Here is a 20121-nt window from a genome sequence, read left to right as displayed (position 1 = left end):
TCAGTCCTTATTTCTGCACCACGATATTTTCCTGCGAAGGATCGACATGCTGCATTTGCAGCTTTTCCGTGGCGATCCGTTCCACCCGGCTGTGATCGCCGAGCGCATTTTCTTCAAGAATCAGGTTGCGCCATTCGATATCCAGCGCGTCGCGCTCCAGCACCAGTTGCTCACGCTGGGCAGTGAGCAAACGGGTGTGGTGCGCGGTGGTCACCACGAAAATCGCGGTCACGATAATGGCGATAAACAGACAGAGCGGCAGTTTCCCGTAGCGCAGAAGATCGCCACCGATCACCGCAGGCAGCGCATGGCGCTCGTTGCTGCTTAGCGATCCGGTGACTTTGCTTAAGGTCTCTGTCACTCGGCTAATCATGCGCCGGTCCTCTCGGCGACGCGTAATACGGAGCTGCGCGCGCGTGGGTTCTCAGCGACTTCCGCCTCGCCCGGCATCAGTTTGCCAAGCGCCCGCAATTCGCGACCGCCAAGCTTTTGCAACTGTGCTTCGGTCATCGGCAAGCCTGCCGGCACTTGTGGACCCCGGCTCTGCTCACGCATAAAGCGCTTCACGAGGCGGTCTTCCAGTGAATGAAAGCTGATAACAGAAAGCCGTCCGCCAGGCGCCAGCACGCTAACCGCGCCTTTCAGCGCCTGCTCAATCTCTTCGAGCTCGCTGTTAACCCAGATGCGTACCGCCTGAAACGTTCGTGTGGCAGGGTGTTTAAACTTGTCTCTCACGGGCGTTGCGGCAGCCACAACTTCCGCCAGCTCTTTCGTACGGGTCATCGGCAATTCGCGGTTGCGCTCAACGATCGCACGCGCGATACGTTTGGCGAAACGCTCTTCGCCAAAGGTTTTCAACACCCAAGCGATATCCGCTTCTTCGGCGTTGCGCAGCCATTCGGCAGCCGATTGCCCGCGTGTCGGATCCATACGCATATCAAGCGGCCCGTCGCGCATAAAAGAAAAGCCGCGTTCCGGATCGTCAAGCTGCGGAGAAGACACACCGAGATCGAGAAGAATGCCGTCGATTTTGCCCTGCAGCTCACGCTCACACACATAATCGGCAAGCGCTGAGAAAGGGCCGTGAATGATGGAGAAACGGGGATCGGCAATGGCAGCGGCCGCCGCAATCGCCTGCGGATCGCGATCGATCGCCAGTAAACGCCCTTGTTCGCCCAGCTGTGAAAGGATAAGGCGCGAGTGTCCGCCGCGGCCAAAGGTGCCGTCAATGTAAATGCCGTCTGGACGTATATTCAGGCCGTTAACGGCCTCATCAAGGAGCACCGTCGTATGTTTATAATTTTCCATCATATTTTATAAAGACAAATCCTGCAGCCGCTCCGACAACACTTCAGAAGATGACTGCTCAGCGTCGATGTCTTCCCTGACCCGTTGATACCAGGTCGCTTCGTCCCACAGCTCAAATTTGTTGAACTGCCCGACCAGCATCACTTGTTTGGTCAATCCGGCGTGTTGCCGTAACACGGGTGCTAATAAAAGACGGCCCGCGCTGTCCATTTGGCATTCGCTGGCATGGCCCAGCAGCAGGCGCTGCACTCGACGTTCTGCGGGGTTCATGCTCGACAGACGCGACAATTTTTGTTCGATAATTACCCATTCGGGCAGGGTATAAAGCAACAGGCAGGGATGGTGAATATCGATGGTGCAAACCATCTGTCCGGACGAGGCATCGTTCAGTAAATCGCGATAGCGCGTCGGAACGGATAACCGCCCTTTGCTGTCGAGATTAACCAACGTTGCGCCACGAAACATTCCAGCCTCACTGAGCTCAGCCCTTTTTCACCACTTTATCCCACAAATTCCCACCCACCGGAGTTTACGGAGCGGAGGAAAAGCTTGTCAAGCCAGCACCGGGGCAGCCTTCAACAAAAGATTCGGCGCTGACAAAGAGAAAGCGGCAAATAAAATCCCTGCCATCCTGACGAGGCAAAATTAACGCTATGAATATTTGTAAGAAAAATGACGAATACACACAGGACCGTTAAAAACCACTTAATACGATCGGTGAAGAGGACTAAGTGTTGAGTTTGCGACGCGAGCGGCATTTTAAGGTAAAACCCCTGGAGTTAACAGCGTCTGCTGTGGTTTGGGACGCTTTTATCACCTGTTTGCGAACTGTTTGAATATAAAACGCTTACGCGGGTCATCCGGCTGTTCATTACCGTTACAAATTTACACATAAGAAATGATTGGTTACGACTAAACCGATACGGCACCTCACATCTTCATAGTGCGAAGAAGCGATGTCAGGTTGTGTAAAAATGCGCCAGAATTATCCGAATAACGGAAAAAGGCAGCCAAAGCTGCCTTTTTATCGTTTTTCTTGTCCGGTTAACGTCGGCTCAGACTGCCACGACGGTAGAGGTTACGGCGAATGCGGGTCAGGCCAGGACGCGGTTTGCGGGGCTCATCCAGGCTTGCGAGCACCAGTTCCAGCACACGTTCAGCGACATCACGATGACGCTGGGCCACCGCAAGAACGGGGCATTGCAAGAAATCCAGTAACTCGTTATCGCCAAATGTGGCGATAGCCAGTTCCGAAGGCAGACGCCCTTCACGCTTAAGCGTCACGTCCATGACGCCCTGCAACAGCGCAAAAGAGGTGGTGAACAGCGCCTGCGGCATCGGGTGCGTTTCCAGCCATTTTTCAAACAATGCCGCCGCCGCTTCTCGCTCGTAGCTGTTGGCATATAAGAAGTGGACTTCACGCGGGTCATCTTTCCATGCACTACGGAAACCCAGCTCACGCAGGAAACTGACGGAAAGCTCCGGCAGCGCGCCAAGATAAAGGACGGTTTCAGCCGGGAAGGTGCGCAATTCGCTCGCCAGCATTTCGGCATCATCCTGATCGGCGCCGACTACGCTTGTGAAATGTTCGCGATCCAGCGCGCGATCGAGTGCGACTATTGGAAACGCGTCATTCGCCCAGCGTTGATAAAAGGGGTGCTCAGGCGGCAAAGAAGTAGAAACAATAATGGCGTCGACCTGCCGCTGCAGCAGATGTTCAATGCAGCGCATTTCGTTATCCGGCTGATCTTCGGAACAGGCGATAAGAAGCTGATAACCGCGCTGGCGCGCCTGACGCTCAAGATAGTTGGCGATACGGGTATAGCTGGTGTTTTCAAGATCGGGGATGACCAGACCGATAGAGCGCGTGCGCCCCGCACGCAAGCCGGCAGCGACAGCATTCGGGTGGTAGTTATGCTCGCGCACCACCGCCATCACTTTCTCAACGGTTTTATCGCTCACACGGTACTGCCGGGCTTTTCCATTAATGACATAGCTCGCCGTGGTGCGCGACACGCCTGCCAGCCGCGCGATTTCATCCAGTTTCACGTTTGCCCCTTACTAAAAGTGTTACTCCATAACCTTTTAAGGGTTATAAGTTAAAATCCTTAACATCTAAGCGCAGAATAATACCCTGAGCAACTGGTTTTGCGCGCGCCTGTCGCGCCCGCTGCAAAAAAAAGCCCGGCAGCGACGCCGGGCGGATGTATAACAAGAAGGCAATACGGTTAACGCATAATTTTTTCGCCGCGGGAGAGGCCGACCACGCCGGAGCGCGCGACTTCCACGATTTTCGCCACATCGCGAATGCTCGCGAGGAAGGCGTCGAGCTTTTCGCTGGTGCCAGCCAGCTGCACGGTATAGAGCGACGGCGTAACGTCGATAATTTGCCCGCGGAAAATCTCCGCGCTGCGTTTGACCTCTTCACGGCCATAGCCGCTCGCCTGGATTTTCACCAGCATGATTTCGCGCTCAACGTGCGCGCCCTGCCCGAGCTCACTGACGCGCAAAACATCGACCAGCTTATGGAGCTGTTTTTCTATCTGCTCCAGCACTTTTTCGTCGCCGACTGTCTGAATAGTCATGCGAGAAAGCGTCGGATCGTCGGTCGGTGCCACCGTCAGGCTTTCAATGTTATAGCCACGCTGCGCAAAGAGCCCGATTACACGCGACAACGAGCCCGATTCGTTTTCCAGTAAAACTGATAATATCCGGCGCATAATCAGGTTCTCTCCGTTTTGCTTAACCACATTTCATCCATTCCGCCGCCGCGGACCTGCATCGGATAAACATGCTCGGTCCCGTCCACCGTAACATCGACAAACACCAGCCGGTTATTGCGTACATGCTCCAGCGCCTCGCTGAGCTTGCTTTCGAGCTCTTCCGGGCGGGTGATGGAAATCCCGATATGCCCATAAGCCTCCGCCAGTTTGACGAAATCGGGCAGCGATTCCATGTATGACTGCGAGTGGCGACCCGAATAGATCATATCCTGCCACTGCTTCACCATGCCCAGATAGCGATTATTCAGATTGAGCACCAGTACCGGCAACTCATACTGCAGCGCAGTGGAGAGCTCCTGAATATTCATCTGGATACTGCCGTCGCCGGTTACGCACACGACCGTTTCCTCCGGCAACGCCAGCTTCACGCCGAGCGCCGCAGGCAGGCCAAAGCCCATCGTGCCAAGCCCACCGGAGTTGATCCAGCGGCGCGGTTTATCGAAGGTGTAATACAGCGCGGCAAACATCTGATGCTGCCCCACGTCAGATGTCACGTAAGCGTCGCCATTAGTCAGGCGATACAGCGTTTCGAGGGCGGCCTGCGGCTTGATGCTGCCGCTTTCGCGATCGTAATTCAGGCACTGGCGGGCACGCCACTGTTCAATCTGCTGCCACCAGTCGCGAATGTCGTCCAGCGGCTGCTGGCCCTCTTCCTGGCCAAGCAGTTCCAGCATCTGGTTCAATACCTGCCGCGCATCACCGACAATAGGCACATCTGCCGCCACGGTTTTTGAAATCGACGTCGGGTCGATATCAATATGCAGCACAGTGGCGTTCGGACAATATTTCGCAAGATTATTGGTGGTGCGATCGTCAAAACGCACGCCGACGGCGAAAATCACATCGGCGTTGTGCATTGTCATGTTGGCTTCAAACGTACCATGCATGCCAAGCATACCGAGCGCCTGACGGTGGGTGCCAGGAAACGCGCCGAGACCCATTAATGAAGAGACCACCGGCACGTTGAGTTTTTCCGCGACCGCGCGCAGTTCATTTTCACACGCCGCCGTGATAGCCCCGCCGCCCACATACATCACCGGTTTTTTCGCGGCGGTAAGCGTTTGCAGAGCGCGTTTAATCTGCCCTTTGTGTCCCTGCGTCGTCGGGTTATAGGAACGCATGCTGACAGTTTCCGGCCAGACATAAGGCAGCTTTTTAGCCGGGTTGAGAATATCCTTCGGTAAATCGACCACGACCGGGCCAGGTCTGCCGCTGGCGGCGAGCCAGAACGCTTTCTTCAGTACTGTCGGGATATCTTCGGTTTGCTTTACCAGAAAGCTATGCTTCACCACCGGGCGGGAGATCCCCACCATGTCGCACTCCTGAAAGGCGTCATAGCCAATCAGCGAGGTCGCGACCTGGCCTGATAGCACCACAAGCGGAATGGAGTCCATATAAGCAGTAGCGATACCGGTAATGGCGTTGGTGGCGCCAGGGCCAGATGTCACCAGCACCACGCCCACCTCGCCGGTCGCGCGCGCCAGACCATCGGCCATATGCACCGCGGCTTGCTCATGGCGCACCAGCACATGATCAATCCCGCCAACGGTATGTAGCGCGTCGTAAATATCGAGCACGGCGCCACCGGGATAACCGAATACTTGCTTCACGCCCTGATCGATAAGCGATCGGACGACCATCTCGGCTCCAGACAACATCTCCATGGTTTGCCTCCAGGCTTTTGTTTACGGACTGACGGCAGAAGTCATTTTCCGCACGGTCACTGGTACAGGTGTGATGTCCTGTCGTTAATTATCGTTATATGTTCTTCCTAACATAACCGCTGGAAATGAGGCAGGCAATTAGCAATCAGAGGGTGTGCCACATGTGAAATGGCCGCGTAGCGCCAAAGAAAAGCGGTTAAACGGAGAGATATGCTGAATATAAGCGGCGCTTATGACCGTAAATTTCGCCACGCCCATTCCTGACAGTGATAAATCAAATAATTTGGGGATTGACCAGACCGGCAGCGAGGCGGGAAATAACCACAGGATAAAATGCTAAGAAAAAGATGATAAAAAGAAAAACGGGCGGTCAACGCCGCCCGATATCGGATAACAGCATTTATCGCCGACACACGTTTGATAATAACTCTTCCATCCACTGATGGCCCTTATCGCGCCCGGCGGCTTCATGCCAGGAGAGATAACAGGTGCGGCTGTTTAATTTGAACGGCAGCGGCATGATTTGCAGTTGCAGCGTCTGTTCATAATCCTGTGCCAGCCAGCGCGGCGCGATGGTAATCAGGTTGGTGCGCGACACGACATTTAATACGCTGGTCATTGCCATTCCCTGATACGCGATCGCGGATTGTTTTTCCGGCGTGTCATACCACGGCAGGCTAAAAGAACTAAAGCGGTCTAACGCCACAACGGCATGCTGTTCTTTAAATACTTCGCTTTCGCGTAACAGATTATCTTTCCGCGGATGGCTTTGGCTGCTCACCAATACCATTTCATCTTTGAAGAGGGGAACGCAGGTAAATTCCGGGCGGCGAAATTCATCATAGCCGATAACAAATTCCGTCTCCTGATAACGCAACTGGTGTTCAATATTCTGATTGAGCGAAGATTTAAATACCAAATGAATATTGGGCGCAATATTCATTACGCTGTTATAAATAATCGACGTCAGCAGATTATCCAGCGGGCTGCATACGCAAAGGTTAAAGAGCCTTTCGCTGCTGAGCGGTTCAAAGCCAGAGCCAGGCAGCTCGTTTTGCACCAACTGAAGCGCCTGACGAATCGACCCGAACAGCTGGCATGCCCGGACTGTCGGCTGAATACCGCGTCCATAACGCACAAATAATTCGTCATTAAACATCACTTTAAGGCGCGCCACGGCGTTGCTGACGGCAGGCTGAGACATCCCCAGCATGTGTGCGGCGCGGGTAATATTTTGTTCCTGCATTACCGCATCAAAAACCGTCAATAAATTGAGATCGACCGTGCGTAATTGAGGTTTCAGCCCTTCGGATACGGGTGAATGTTCAATATGATCATCAGACATCATTTACTCCACTGATACATTATTCCCTTTGCATGCATTACCCAAAACATTCCGTTTATCATGTAGCAATCTCAGGCAAAAGAGGAGGTTCAAAAAATCATAAATCCCTACTGTTTCGTAATAAAAGATCATTAATAGACAATAAATTAATTCTCCTGATACTTCTGGACTTTGTTTATCATGTCTTTCTCATCACGGCGTGATCAAATCATAAAAAACACGAATAAACAATAATTCACTTTATGAATTATGAATTAAGCGTTAGTAAATGCTTCACTTTGTTCGCAAATGATGATCTGCTTTTTAAAATCAGCGGCGCCAAAAGACGTCAATAAACCTTCAACGGCTTTAATCAATTGATATGGTAAATAATTTACCGCGATAAAAACGACCAGAAGAGGCTAAAAATGCGCAACGTCTGTGCGTCAATACTTACGCTTCGCTTAACTTATCCATATCTTTTATATAAGAGCGATTACTCAGCATAATCCACTAAATGCGCCTCTGACGTCGCGCCGTTGCGTTAACTGTAGAATTACGGACAGGGGGTTGACATGGGTAGAGGTATCAAGTACCACTAAAAGCCTGTTAACGCATTTATTCGGGACATGATTCATGATTCGCATCGTTCGTCTGGCTGGTCTACTACTACTAAACGCATCTTCAGTGCGCGGTAGACTGGTGCGCGACGTCCGGCGATAACGCTTGAGTCAGGTCATCAGAAATACGAAAACCCGCGCCACTGCGCGGGTTTTTTTATGCTCACGCAAGGCGCCCCAGGACAAATAAGGACACCAACCATGAGCCAGCAAGTCATTATCTTTGATACCACATTGCGTGACGGTGAGCAGGCGCTGCAGGCAAGCCTGAGCGTTAAGGAAAAGCTGCAAATCGCGCTGGCGCTTGAGCGTATGCGTGTTGATGTTATGGAGGTCGGGTTTCCGGTTTCTTCGCCGGGCGATTTCGAGTCAGTACAGACCATTGCTCGCCAGGTGAAAAACAGCCGCGTCTGCGCCCTGGCCCGCTGCGTCGAAAAAGATATCGATGTCGCCGCTGAATCCCTGAAAGTCGCCGAGGCGTTTCGTATTCACACCTTTATCGCCACCTCGCCGATGCACATCGCCACCAAACTGCGCAGTACGCTCGATGAAGTCATTGAGCGTGCCGTCTACATGGTAAAACGCGCCCGTAACTATACCGACGACGTCGAGTTCTCCTGTGAAGACGCAGGCCGCACGCCTATCGACGATCTGGCGCGCGTCGTGGAGGCCGCCATCAATGCAGGCGCCACCACGATTAATATTCCTGACACCGTTGGTTACACCCTGCCCTTCGAATTCAGCAACATTATTAGCGGCCTGTATGAGCGCGTGCCGAATATCGACAAAGCGATTATTTCCGTCCATACCCACGATGATTTGGGCATGGCGGTCGGCAACGCGATGGCCGCCGTTAACGCGGGCGCACGTCAGGTTGAAGGCACGCTGAACGGCATCGGCGAACGCGCGGGCAACTGCGCGCTGGAAGAAGTCATTATGGCGATCAAGCTGCGCCAGAGCCTGTTGAACGTCCATACCACGGTTAACCATCAGGAGATCTGGCGCACCAGTCAAACCGTCAGCCAGATCTGCAACATGCCGATCCCGGCGAATAAAGCGGTGGTCGGTACCGGCGCCTTCGCCCACTCGTCGGGCATCCATCAGGATGGCGTACTGAAAAACCGTGAAAACTACGAAATCATGACGCCGGAATCCATCGGCCTGAATCAGGTTCAGTTGAACCTGACATCCCGCTCCGGCCGTGCTGCCGTGAAGCATCGTATGGAAGAGATGGGGTATCAGGAAAGCGACTACAACCTGGACAACCTGTACGACGCCTTCCTGAAGCTGGCGGACAAAAAAGGCCAGGTGTTTGATTACGACCTGGAAGCACTGGCCTTTATCAATAAACAGCAGGAAGAACCGGAGCATTTCCGTCTGGAATACTTCAGCGTGCAGTCGGGCTCCAGCGCGATGGCTACGGCCTCGGTGAAACTCGCCTGCGGCGATGAGATCAAAGCCGAAGCCGCGAACGGCAACGGTCCGGTCGACGCGGTCTATCAGGCCATCAACCGCATTACCGACTACGACATCGAGCTGGTCAAATATCAGTTAGGCGCCAAAGGCCACGGCAAAAACGCGCTGGGCCAGGTGGATATTGTGGTGAGCTATAACGGCCGTCATTTCCATGGCGTGGGCCTGACCACGGATATCGTCGAATCCTCCGCCCGCGCGATGATCAACGTGCTGAACAACATCTGGCGCGCCGGTGAAGTCGAAAAAGAATTGCAACGCAAAGCACAGAATAAAGAACACAATCAGGAAACCGTGTGATGTCTAAAAATTATCATATTGCAGTTTTGCCGGGCGACGGTATTGGCCCGGAAGTCATGGCGCAAGCCCTGAAAGTACTGGATGCAGTTCGTGGCCGTTTTGATATGCGTATCACCACCAGCCACTATGACGTTGGCGGTATCGCCATTGACCGTCACGGCAATCCGCTGCCGCAGGCGACGGTCGAAGGCTGTGAGCAGGCGGACGCCATTCTGTTCGGCTCGGTCGGCGGCCCGAAATGGGAAAACCTGCCCCCGGCACAGCAGCCGGAGCGCGGCGCGCTGTTGCCGCTGCGTAAACACTTTAAGCTCTTCAGCAATCTGCGTCCGGCGAAGCTCTATGCCGGTCTGGAAGAGTTTTGCCCGCTGCGTGCGGATATCGCCGCCAACGGGTTCGATATCCTTTGCGTGCGCGAGCTGACCGGCGGGATTTACTTCGGTCAGCCGAAAGGCCGCGACGGCAGCGGTATGCATGAAAAAGCGTACGATACCGAGATCTACCACCGTTTCGAGATAGAGCGTATCGCCCGCATCGCGTTTGAATCAGCACGGAAACGCCGTAATAAAGTCACTTCTGTCGATAAAGCGAACGTGCTGCAAACGTCGCTGTTATGGCGTGAAATCGTTAATGAAATCGGCCAGGAATATCCGGATGTCGAGCTGGCGCATATGTATATCGATAACGCGACCATGCAGCTGATTAAAGACCCTTCGCAGTTTGACGTACTGCTCTGCTCGAATCTCTTTGGCGATATTCTCTCTGATGAATGCGCGATGATCACAGGCTCGATGGGAATGCTGCCGTCAGCAAGCCTCAACGAACAGGGTTTTGGCCTGTATGAGCCGGCAGGCGGCTCGGCGCCAGATATTGCGGGAAAAAACATTGCTAACCCGATTGCGCAGATCCTGTCGCTCTCGTTGCTGCTGCGCTACAGCCTGGAAGCTGACGACGCGGCGACAGCGATTGAAGCGGCGATTAACCGCGCGCTGGAAGAAGGCGTACGTACCGGCGACCTGGCCCGCGGCGGTCAGGCTGTCAGCACCGATGAAATGGGCGATATCATTGCCCGCTATGTGGCCGAAGGGGTGTAACCATGGCAAAGACCTTATACCAGAAGCTGTTTGACGCTCACGTGGTGTTTGAAGCGCCGAACGAAACGCCGCTGCTCTATATCGACCGTCATCTGGTGCATGAAGTGACCTCCCCGCAGGCCTTCGATGGCTTGCGTGCGCATGGCCGCCCGGTCCGCCAGCCGCGTAAAACCTTCGCGACAATGGACCACAACGTCTCTACCCAAACCAAAGACATCAATGCGTCCGGCGAAATGGCCCGCATCCAGATGCAGGAGCTGATTAAGAACTGCAACGAGTTTGGCGTGGAGCTGTACGATTTAAATCACCCGTATCAGGGCATCGTGCATGTGATGGGGCCGGAACAGGGCATTACGCTGCCGGGCATGACCATCGTCTGCGGCGACTCCCATACCGCTACCCACGGTGCGTTTGGCGCGCTGGCGTTTGGTATCGGCACCTCGGAAGTCGAACACGTGCTGGCGACGCAAACCCTCAAGCAGGGCCGTGCCAAAACCATGAAAATCGAAGTCAAAGGCAACGCCGCACCGGGCATTACCGCTAAAGATATTGTGCTTGCGATCATCGGGAAAACCGGGAGCGCTGGCGGTACCGGTTATGTGGTGGAATTCTGCGGCGACGCTATCCGCGCGCTCAGCATGGAAGGCCGCATGACGCTGTGCAACATGGCGATTGAAATGGGCGCCAAAGCGGGCCTGGTTGCGCCGGACGAAACCACTTTTAATTACGTCAAAGGCCGCCTGCACGCGCCGAAAGGCCAGGATTTTGATGACGCGGTAGCGTACTGGAAAACCCTGAAAACTGACGACGGCGCGCAGTTTGACGCCGTCGTCACGCTGAATGCCGAAGAGATTGCTCCGCAGGTGACCTGGGGCACCAACCCAGGGCAGGTTATTTCGGTTAGCGATGCCATCCCCGACCCGGCATCTTTCGCCGATCCGGTCGAGCGCGCCTCCGCTGAAAAAGCGCTGGCCTACATGGGCCTGAAACCGGGCGTGCCGCTGACCGATGTGGCTATCGATAAAGTGTTTATTGGCTCTTGTACGAACTCGCGTATTGAAGATTTGCGTGCGGCGGCAGACATCGCCCGCGGTCGTAAAGTGGCGCCGGGCGTTCAGGCGCTGGTCGTGCCGGGCTCCGGGCCGGTGAAAGCGCAGGCCGAAGCCGAAGGGCTGGACAAGATTTTCATTGAGGCGGGTTTTGAATGGCGTCTGCCGGGCTGCTCTATGTGCCTTGCGATGAACAACGACCGCCTGAACCCGGGCGAGCGCTGTGCGTCCACCAGCAACCGTAACTTTGAAGGCCGCCAGGGCCGCGGCGGGCGCACGCATCTGGTTAGCCCGGCGATGGCCGCCGCCGCCGCCGTTACCGGCCGTTTCGCCGATATCCGTAGCCTGAAATAAGGGGAACACCATGGCAGAGAAATTTACCCAACACACCGGTCTGGTGGTTCCGCTGGATGCGGCAAACGTAGATACCGATGCGATTATCCCAAAACAGTTTCTGCAAAAGGTCACCCGCACCGGCTTTGGGGCACACCTCTTTAACGACTGGCGCTTTCTGGATGACAAAGGCCAGGTGCCGAACCCGGAATTTGTGCTGAACTTCCCGCAATATCAGGGCGCATCGATCCTGCTGGCGCGAGAGAACTTTGGCTGCGGCTCCTCGCGCGAGCACGCGCCGTGGGCGCTGACCGATTACGGTTTCAAAGTGGTGATCGCCCCAAGCTTCGCCGACATTTTCTACGGCAACAGCTTTAATAATCAGTTGCTGCCCGTAAAACTCAGCGATGAAGAGGTTGATGAACTGTTCGCACTGGTGAAGGCAAACCCGGGCATCCGTTTTGAAGTGGATCTGCAGGCGCAGGAAGTTAAAGCGGGCGATAAGTCTTACAGCTTCAGCATTGATGCCTTCCGTCGTCACTGCATGTTAAACGGGCTGGACAGTATTGGCCTGACGTTGCAGCACGACGACGCTATCGCCGCGTATGAGAAAAATCAGCCGGCGTTTATGGGGTAAGTTTTACGGCTTCTCTGACGCCTGGGCGGGTACGCGTTGCTGACCCGCCCTCTCTTACTCTTCCTCACGCCAGCTTTTATACATCCTTCACGCGGCTCGTTAACCACAGCGCCACCAGCGCCACTGCGGCGATCACCGGATATACCGCGTAATGCCCGGCGCTTTCGACCAGCGCCCCCTGCACCACGCCCGCCAGGATCACCCCGGTCCAGATACTGTTGCTAAACAGTGTGGTGGCAGACCCGGCCCGTCCAGGCATAAGATCCTGAAACCAGATCATCCCAATCCCGGCGATAACCCCGATAAACACCGCGTTAAACAGTTGTAACCCGAGCAGCGCCTCGCGGCTATGAAAGAGATTCAGCCCCGCGTAGAACAGCACGCCCGCGCCCACCGCGAGCAGCATCATCGGCTTTTTACCGACGCGCTTCACGTAAAACCCGGCAAGCAGCATCGCCGGGATCTCAAGCCCGGCCGCGGTGCCCATCAGCACGCCCGCGAGGCTCTCCGGCAGCGCTAAATCCTGACTCACCCACAGCGGCATATCGATGATATACATCGTGTTACATGCCCACATCAGCACCGAGGCGATAAACAGCATTCGCACATTTTTGTCTTTCCAGCCGCTTACCTGCGTCAGCGCCATATCAGCGGGCTGCTCAATACGCGCAACAGACGGCAGTGCGAAAAAGATAATCGCAAGGCTTAGAAGAAAGATCCCGCCGGCGAACAGAAACATGGCGGTAAAGCCCAAATTCAGCGCCAGCATAAACGACAGCGGCGGCCCGATAACCCACGCGAGCGACAGCTGCGCGCGCATCATGGAGCTGAACATCACCGCCTCGCGGGCAGAATTGTCAGCATATTCGCGCGCCAGCGCGAAAAGCTGCGGCATCGCGGTGTTTGCCAGCGACGCCAGCATCACGCCTGCGGTAATCAGCGTCAGATAGTGACGGTTAAACGCGAACAGCACGCAGTTTCCAACCGCCATCAGACAGCAAAAAAGGATCAGCTTGCGTCGGTCGCCGCGGCTATCGGAGCGCTTCGCCAGCAGCAGGCTGACCACAATCCCTGCGATGGCGTTAACGGTATAGAACAACCCGACCCAGAACGGCGGCACGCCAACTTCGCGGCTCAGAAACAGGCTCAGTGTCGGCGCCTGGAGCGCGCCCGCTACGCCCATCATAAACGCGACGATCATAAAGGCGAGATAAACGAGATTGAGACGTCTTGCAGGCGTAAGGAACCACAGCATCAGGCGCATCCTTTCATGTAGGGGCAGGCGGAAACGTGTTCATCATAGACGAAAAAAGCCAGCAGTAGCACACTGCTGGCGGGTGAAAAGCACCAATACTCAGTTACACGTGATGTCCGCTTAGCGGCGCTTAAACGTCACAGGGAAAGTCGCTTCCCATTGCATAACATCATCCAGCATCCGTTGCGGCGTCTGGCTGCTCAGGCGGGCCAGCCATGAGCAAGAGAGACGCGGTATTGCACTGAAATATCGCAGGTAAAACCTGCCGGTTGACGACGTTTTCATAAGCACCTCCGCTTTCATCGAAGAGAAGTATTGCCGTAATATAGGGAATATTAAATTGATGAGTTTCCCGCAGGAGTTCCCCTTTTATGCCGTCAGGTCGTCTGCAACAGCAATTCATCCGCCTGTGGCAATGCTGCGACGGCCAGCCGCAGGAAACCACGCTTAACGAACTGGCCGACCTGCTGAACTGTTCGCGTCGTCATATGCGCACCTTGCTGAATGCCATGCAGGCGCGCGGCTGGCTGACCTGGGACGCGGAAGCCGGGCGCGGCAAGCGCTCCAGGCTGCGATTCCTCTATACCGGTCTCGCCTTACAGCAACAGCGGGCCGAAGATCTGCTGGAGCAGGACAGGGTCGATCAGCTGGTGCAGATCGTCGGCGACAAATCCGCCGTGCGCCAGATGCTCCTTTCGCATCTTGGCCGCAGCTTCCGTCAGGGACGCCATATCCTGCGTGTGCTCTACTACCGACCGCTGCAAAACCTGCTGCCCGGCAGTGCCCTGCGCCGTTCCGAAACCCACATCGCCCGGCAACTCTTTAACGGGCTGACGCGCATAAACGAGGAAAACGGGGAACTGGAAGCAGATATCGCCCATCACTGGCAGCAAATTTCCCCCTTTCACTGGCGCTTTTTCTTGCGTCCCGGCATTCATTTTCATCATGGCCGCGAGCTAGACATGCTGGATGTCATCAGCTCGCTGCAACGCGTCTGCGCTCTGCCGCTGTATGCGCACCTCCGGCAGGTCGTCTCCCCCACCGCCTGGACCTTAGACATCCACCTGAGTGAACCGGATGACTGGCTTCCGTGGCTGCTTGGCAGCGTACCTGCAATGATCCTGCCGCGTGAATGGCCAGATCTGCCGAATTTTGCAAGCCAGCCAGTCGGCACCGGGCCGTATGCCGTGGTACGTAATAATCGCAATCAGCTCAAGATCCATGCCTTTGATGACTACTTCGGTTATCGCGCACTGATTGACGAGGTCAACTTCTGGGTGCTGCCGGAGATAGGCGACGAGTTAAGCTGCGCGGTACAGCTCGAAGGCCCGGCGCAGGCGACCGAAGAGAAAGCCGTTGAAAGCCGCCTCGAAGAAGGCTGTTACTACCTGTTGTTTGATTCCCGCACGCGTATCGGCGCTATGCCCGACGTACGCCGCTGGATAAGCCATCTCTTCACGCCAGCCCGGCTGTTGCATCGCGCCGCGCCGCAGTATCAGCGTATCTGGTTCCCGGCTTACGGCCTTTTGCCGCGCTGGCATCATGCGCCGCAGATTCTTGAGGCGCAGAAACCCGCTGGGCTTGAGCGCCTCACGCTCACCTTCTATGGCGATCATATCGAAAACCGGGTCATCGGCGAGTTGCTGCGCGCAATCCTGGCGCAGGAACAGGTCGAGCTGGAACTGCGTGAAGTGAGCTATGAAGAGTGGTATCAGGGCGACATCACAAGCGATCTGTGGCTTAACAGCGCCAACTTCACGCTGCCGCTCGATTTCTCGCTGTTCGCGCATCTGTGCGAAGTGCCGCTCATCCAGCGCTGCATTCCGCTCGACTGGCAAGGCGACGCGCAACGCTGGCGTACCGGCGCGCTCAATCTGCCGCAGTGGTGCCGCACCATGCTGGAGCGCCAAGACATTTTACCGCTTATCCACCATTGGCTGATGTTGCAGGGTCAGCGCAGCATGCGCGGCGTACGAATGAACACGCTCGGCTGGTTTGACTTTAAATCCGCCTGGTTTGCCCCACCCGAGCCGTAACCCTTTCGCAACATTACGCAAATCATTACAATGGGCCGTTCTCAACGGGGTGCCGCCGGAAAACCGGCGCGCTGAGATAATACCCGTCGAACCTGATCCGGATAACGCCGGCGAAGGGATTTGAGGCTACTGCTCAAAATCCTTTGCCCCCATTTGATAAAGGTGCAAAGTGTTAAAAAAACTACTTCCGCTGCTGGCGCTGGTCGCCGTCCCGGCTTTTGCCAAACCCGTCCTGACCGTCTACACCTACGATTCCTTCTCCTCCGAATGGGGCCCTGGCCCGAAAATTAAAACCGCCTTTGAAGCGGAATGCGGCTGCGAGCTGAAATTCGTGGCGCTGGAAGATGGCGTCTCGCTGTTGAACCGTCTGCGTATGGAAGGCAAAAACAGCAAAGCCGACGTTGTGCTGGGGCTTGATAACAACCTGCTCCAGGCGGCGAGCGCCACGGGGCTCTTCGCCAAAAGCGGCGTCGCAGCAAGCGACGTCAACGTACCGGGCGGCTGGAGCAACGACACGTTCGTGCCGTTCGATTACGGCTGGTTCGCTTTTGTGTATGACAAAAACAAGCTGAAGAACCCGCCGAAAAGCCTGAAAGAGTTGGTTGAGAGCGACCAGAAATGGCGCGTCATTTACGAGGATCCGCGCACCAGCACGCCAGGGCTTGGCTTACTGCTCTGGATGCAGAAAGTCTATGGCGATAAAACGCCGCAGGCGTGGCAGAAACTCGCGGCGAAAACCGTCACCGTCACCAAAGGCTGGAGCGAAGCCTATGGGCTTTTCCTTAAAGGCGAAGCCGATGTGGTGCTGAGCTACACCACCTCCCCGGCCTACCACATCATCGAAGAGAAGAAAGACAACTACGCGGCAGCAAACTTCAGCGAAGGCCACTATTTGCAGGTGGAAGTCGCCGGACGCACCGCCGCCAGCAAACAGCCGGAACTGGCGGAAAAATTCCTGAAATTTATGGTATCGCCCGCGTTCCAGAATGCGATCCCGACTGGCAACTGGATGTATCCGGTCGCCCGTGTCACGCTGCCGGAGGGCTTTAACGCGCTGACCCAACCACAAACCTCGCTGCAATTCACCGCTGAGGAAGTGGCCGCCCAGCGCGCACAATGGACGAGTGAATGGCAACGCGCCGTGAGCCGCTGATCCCAGGCTGGCTTTGGCCCGGCCTCATCGCCGCCCTGCTGATGGCGGCGGTGGCGCTGGCCGCCTTCGCGGCGCTGTGGACACACGCGCCGCAGACCGGGGTTCGCGCGCTACTGAGCGACAGCTACCTGTGGCATGTGGTGCGCTTCTCGTTCTGGCAGGCGTTTCTCTCAGCGCTGATCTCCGTGGTACCCGCTATTCCCCTTGCCCGCGCGCTTTACCGGCGTCGCTTTCCGGGGCGGCGCACGCTGCTGCGCCTGTGCGCGATGACGCTTATCCTGCCGGTGCTGGTGGCGATTTTCGGCCTGCTCAGCGTCTACGGGCGCAGCGGCTGGCTCGCCGCGCTTTGCGCCGCGCTGGGTATTGAATGGTCGTTCTCGCCTTACGGGCTACAGGGCATTTTGCTGGCGCACCTCTTTTTTAATATGCCGATGGCCACCCGCCTGTTCTACCAGACGCTCACGCAAATTCCCGGCGAGCAGCGCCAGCTGGCCGCACAGCTTGGCATGCGCGGCTGGAATTTCTTCCGACTGGTGGAGTGGCCGTGGCTGCGCCGCCAAATCCCACCGGTGGCCGCGCTCATTTTTATGCTCTGTTTTGCAAGTTTCGCCACGGTGCTGGCGCTCGGCGGCGGGCCGCAAGCCACCACCATTGAGCTTGCCATCTATCAGGCGCTGAGCTACGACTACGATCCGGGCCGGGCCGCGCTGCTGGCGTTGATTCAGATGGGCTGCTGTCTGTCGCTTATTCTGCTTAGCCAACGGCTTAGCAAAGCGATTCCCGTCGGTGCGACGCTGGTGCGCGGCTGGCGCAATCCGGAAGATTCGTGGCGCAGTAAGCTTACCGACGCGCTGCTGATTATGGCCGCGCTGTTGCTTCTGTTGCCGCCGCTGCTGGCGGTGCTGGTAGACGGCCTGAGCGGCGACATCCGCCATGCGCTCGCCGACCCGGCGCTGTGGCGCGCGCTCTGGACGTCGCTGCGCATCGCGCTTTGTGCGGGCCTGTTGTGCGTCATCTTGACCATGATGCTGCTCTGGAGCACCCGCGAGCTTTACCTGCGAAACCGTCGTCTTGCCGGACAGAGCCTTGAGCTGTGCGGCGTCATGATCCTCGCGATGCCAGGCATCGTGCTGGCGACCGGCTTTTTCCTGCTGCTGAACGCGACCCTCGGGCTGCCGGAACGCGCCGACGCCCTGGTGATTTTCACCAATGCGCTGATGGCTATTCCCTACGCCCTGAAAGTGCTGGATAACCCGATGCGCGATATCGCCGCGCGCTATGGCGCGCTCTGCGCGTCGCTTGAGATCCGCGGCATTAACCGGCTGCGGCTGGTAGAGGCGCGCGCGCTGCGGGTGCCACTCGCGCAGGCAATGGCTTTCGCCAGTGTGTTGTCGATTGGCGATTTCGGCGTCGTGGCGCTGTTCGGCAATGAGGATTTCCGCACCCTGCCTTTTTACCTCTATCAGCAGATCGGCGCCTACCGCAGCGACGCCGGGGCCGTTACTGCCCTGCTGCTGCTGCTGCTCTGTTTTCTGCTGTTCACCTTGATTGAAAAACTTCCGGGGCGCCATGCTGACACTGACTGATCTCACCTGGCTTTATCACCATCTGCCGATGCGCTTTACCCTTGATGTGCGGGCAGGCGAACGGGTGGCAGTGCTGGGGCCAAGCGGCGCAGGCAAAAGTACGCTGTTAAACCTGATTGCCGGTTTTCTCACACCTGCGAGCGGTACGCTGCGCCTTAACGGCGAAGACCACACCTACACGCCGCCCTCTGCGCATCCGGTCTCGATGCTGTTTCAGGAAAATAATCTCTTTAACCACCTGACGGTGCGCCAGAATATTAGCCTCGGGCTGTCGCCCGGCCTGCGGTTAACCGCCCCGCAAAAGCGGCAGGTAGGAGCCATTGCCGAGAACATGGCGATTGGCGACCTGCTTGAGCGATTGCCGACGGCGCTTTCCGGCGGTCAGCGACAGCGTGTGGCGTTGGCGCGCTGTCTTGTGCGTAAGCGCCCTGTGTTGCTGCTCGACGAGCCGTTTTCCGCGCTCGACCCGGCGCTGCGCCAGGAGATGCTGACGCTGCTGGAGAAGGTGTGTTCAGAGGAAGGCACTACACTGTTAATGGTGTCGCACAGCGTGGAAGACGCGGCGCGCATCGCCACGCGCAGTCTGGTGGTGGTGGAAGGCCGTATTATCTGGGACGGCCCCACCGAGCAACTCCTGCGCGGTGAAGCCAGCGCCTCTGCGCTGCTCGGCATTACACCTCACTGAGCGCCGGTCACCACGCGCCACAAAATACTGCGATAGACCGGCATCAGTGGATGGCTCTGGATAGCAAACAGCGCCACTGCTGCCGCTGCCGCAACGCCGGGCGCCAGCCAGTGCAGGCGTCCGCGCGGCAGATAACGAGTGAGGCGGTCTTCCGTTTTAGCGCTGCGCCACCAGCGCCAGACCAGCCACCCGGCGAGCCAGACCAGCAGCGCCACGCCGCCTAACAGCCACTTAAACGCGCCGCTTTTCATCTCCGGTGGAATGTCGATGGCCGCTCCGGCAAGGATACCTGGCAGAAAGTAGAACGGCGGCCAGAGCAGGCAGCCGATGATGTTTGGCAGCAGAAATTTACGAACCGGCAAGTCCAGCATTCCCGCCACCATCGGCACCAGCGGCCGTGTCGGCCCGACAAAACGTGCGACAAGAATAGTAAACAGACTGTGCTGGTGCAGCGCGTGTTCGGTTTTATCAAGCAGCGCTTTATGTTTTTTAAGGAAAGACCAGCGATGCAGCGGCTTTTTAAACCGCCAGCCGAGCCAGAAGGAGATCCAGTCACCAAGCAGGCAGCCGAGAATCCCCGCCGCCCAGGCCTCGTAAAAATTCACCTCGCCGCTGCCGATAAGCGCGCCCAGCGCCGCCATCAGCACCGTGCCGGGCAGCAGCAGCCCGACCAACGCCAGGGATTCGAGGAATGCTACCAGCGCAATGGCAATCAGCGAGTACGCCACTGACTGAGTAATAAAGTGTTCCAGAAAAGCTTCCATAACGCATCCGGTAAAGTAACGAAGAGAGGATTCTCCCGAGCGCCATGTGCTGCGTCAAGA

At 56.5% G+C, this 20121-nt stretch carries 19 protein-coding genes and 1 riboswitch; of the genes, 9 read left to right on the top strand and 10 right to left on the bottom strand.

Features of this window, described 5'->3' with window-relative positions:
- Nucleotides 1–7: 7 nt before the first annotated feature.
- From ftsL to leuO, 7 genes are all read right to left on the bottom strand, one after another.
- Nucleotides 8–373: a cell division protein FtsL gene (ftsL, locus tag AFK62_RS03630; RefSeq protein ID WP_032984673.1), complete on the bottom strand. Its 366-nt coding sequence runs from the start codon at nt 371–373 to the stop codon at nt 8–10.
- On the bottom strand, nt 370–1311 hold the full coding sequence (gene rsmH / locus AFK62_RS03625; RefSeq protein ID WP_007677067.1) for a 16S rRNA (cytosine(1402)-N(4))-methyltransferase RsmH: 942 nt from the start codon (nt 1309–1311) through the stop codon (nt 370–372). Before rsmH ends, ftsL begins: the two co-directional genes overlap by 4 nt.
- Before the next feature lie 3 nt (nt 1312–1314).
- Nucleotides 1315–1773 carry a division/cell wall cluster transcriptional repressor MraZ gene (mraZ, locus tag AFK62_RS03620; protein WP_007677071.1) on the bottom strand — a complete coding sequence of 153 codons (459 nt, stop codon included), beginning with the start codon at nt 1771–1773 and terminating at the stop codon, nt 1315–1317.
- Nucleotides 1774–2352: 579 nt separating this feature from the next.
- Nucleotides 2353–3357 carry a catabolite repressor/activator gene (gene cra, locus AFK62_RS03615; protein WP_007677073.1) on the bottom strand — a complete coding sequence of 335 codons (1005 nt, stop codon included), beginning with the start codon at nt 3355–3357 and terminating at the stop codon, nt 2353–2355.
- 179 nt (nt 3358–3536) lie between these two features.
- Nucleotides 3537–4028 (bottom strand): acetolactate synthase small subunit, encoded by a 492-nt coding sequence (ilvN, locus tag AFK62_RS03610; protein WP_004386411.1) that lies wholly within the window; start codon nt 4026–4028, stop codon nt 3537–3539.
- A gap of 2 nt (nt 4029–4030) precedes the next feature.
- On the bottom strand, nt 4031–5755 hold the full coding sequence (gene ilvI / locus AFK62_RS03605; RefSeq protein ID WP_032984675.1) for an acetolactate synthase 3 large subunit: 1725 nt from the start codon (nt 5753–5755) through the stop codon (nt 4031–4033).
- 400 nt (nt 5756–6155) lie between these two features.
- A complete protein-coding gene (leuO, locus tag AFK62_RS03600) occupies nt 6156–7100 on the bottom strand; it encodes a transcriptional regulator LeuO (RefSeq protein WP_032984676.1) in 945 nt (314 codons plus the stop codon).
- A 615-nt stretch (nt 7101–7715) separates the two neighbouring features.
- On the opposite strand from leuO, the gene leuL reads away from it, so the two are divergent.
- The 5 genes from leuL to leuD all read left to right on the top strand — a co-directional run bounded on the left by leuL (nt 7716) and on the right by leuD (nt 12582).
- Nucleotides 7716–7802, top strand: a complete 87-nt coding sequence (gene leuL / locus AFK62_RS23045) for a leu operon leader peptide (RefSeq protein ID WP_129232671.1) — start codon at nt 7716–7718, stop codon at nt 7800–7802.
- A 98-nt stretch (nt 7803–7900) separates the two neighbouring features.
- A complete protein-coding gene (leuA, locus tag AFK62_RS03595; protein ID WP_007677102.1) occupies nt 7901–9472 on the top strand; it encodes a 2-isopropylmalate synthase in 1572 nt (523 codons plus the stop codon).
- Nucleotides 9472–10563 carry a 3-isopropylmalate dehydrogenase gene (gene leuB / locus AFK62_RS03590; protein ID WP_007677105.1) on the top strand — a complete coding sequence of 364 codons (1092 nt, stop codon included), beginning with the start codon at nt 9472–9474 and terminating at the stop codon, nt 10561–10563. Before leuA ends, leuB begins: the two co-directional genes overlap by 1 nt.
- Before the next feature lie 2 nt (nt 10564–10565).
- Entirely contained in the window at nt 10566–11966 is a 1401-nt protein-coding gene (gene leuC, locus AFK62_RS03585) for a 3-isopropylmalate dehydratase large subunit (protein WP_007677108.1), read from the top strand.
- Between the two features lie 10 nt (nt 11967–11976).
- The gene (gene leuD / locus AFK62_RS03580; protein WP_007677111.1) at nt 11977–12582 is read left to right on the top strand and encodes a 3-isopropylmalate dehydratase small subunit; all 606 of its coding nucleotides are present in this window, start codon (nt 11977–11979) and stop codon (nt 12580–12582) included.
- 76 nt (nt 12583–12658) lie between these two features.
- Here the strand turns inward: leuD and AFK62_RS03575 are convergent, their stop codons facing one another.
- Nucleotides 12659–13837, bottom strand: a complete 1179-nt coding sequence (locus AFK62_RS03575; protein ID WP_007677114.1) for an MFS transporter — start codon at nt 13835–13837, stop codon at nt 12659–12661.
- Between the two features lie 120 nt (nt 13838–13957).
- Entirely contained in the window at nt 13958–14122 is a 165-nt protein-coding gene (gene sgrT / locus AFK62_RS20820) for a glucose uptake inhibitor SgrT (RefSeq protein WP_007677117.1), read from the bottom strand.
- Between the two features lie 86 nt (nt 14123–14208).
- Here sgrT and sgrR point away from each other — a divergent pair, with 86 nt between their 5' ends.
- The 4 genes from sgrR (at nt 14209) to thiQ (ending at nt 19297) form a co-directional block, all read left to right on the top strand.
- Nucleotides 14209–15873, top strand: coding sequence for an HTH-type transcriptional regulator SgrR (gene sgrR, locus AFK62_RS03570; protein ID WP_007677119.1), 1665 nt, complete (start codon nt 14209–14211; stop codon nt 15871–15873).
- Between the two features lie 35 nt (nt 15874–15908).
- Nucleotides 15909–16010, top strand: a riboswitch (TPP riboswitch).
- Nucleotides 16011–16042: 32 nt separating this feature from the next.
- Nucleotides 16043–17026: a thiamine ABC transporter substrate binding subunit gene (thiB, locus tag AFK62_RS03565; protein WP_007677121.1), complete on the top strand. Its 984-nt coding sequence runs from the start codon at nt 16043–16045 to the stop codon at nt 17024–17026.
- Nucleotides 17002–18612 (top strand): thiamine/thiamine pyrophosphate ABC transporter permease ThiP, encoded by a 1611-nt coding sequence (thiP, locus tag AFK62_RS03560; RefSeq protein WP_007677140.1) that lies wholly within the window; start codon nt 17002–17004, stop codon nt 18610–18612. The genes thiB and thiP overlap by 25 nt, the downstream gene beginning before the upstream one ends.
- Entirely contained in the window at nt 18596–19297 is a 702-nt protein-coding gene (thiQ, locus tag AFK62_RS03555) for a thiamine ABC transporter ATP-binding protein ThiQ (protein WP_007677142.1), read from the top strand. The genes thiP and thiQ overlap by 17 nt, the downstream gene beginning before the upstream one ends.
- Here the strand turns inward: thiQ and AFK62_RS03550 are convergent.
- Nucleotides 19291–20061, bottom strand: coding sequence for a DedA family protein (locus tag AFK62_RS03550; RefSeq protein ID WP_007677145.1), 771 nt, complete (start codon nt 20059–20061; stop codon nt 19291–19293). The two genes, thiQ and AFK62_RS03550, sit on opposite strands and share 7 nt — an antisense overlap.
- Nucleotides 20062–20121: the final 60 nt, after the last annotated feature.

This window comes from Cronobacter condimenti 1330, from assembly GCF_001277255.1.
Taxonomy (GTDB): domain Bacteria; phylum Pseudomonadota; class Gammaproteobacteria; order Enterobacterales; family Enterobacteriaceae; genus Cronobacter; species Cronobacter condimenti.
Note: the sequence above shows the minus strand (reverse complement) of the source record. Positions and strands in the feature narration are given on the sequence as shown.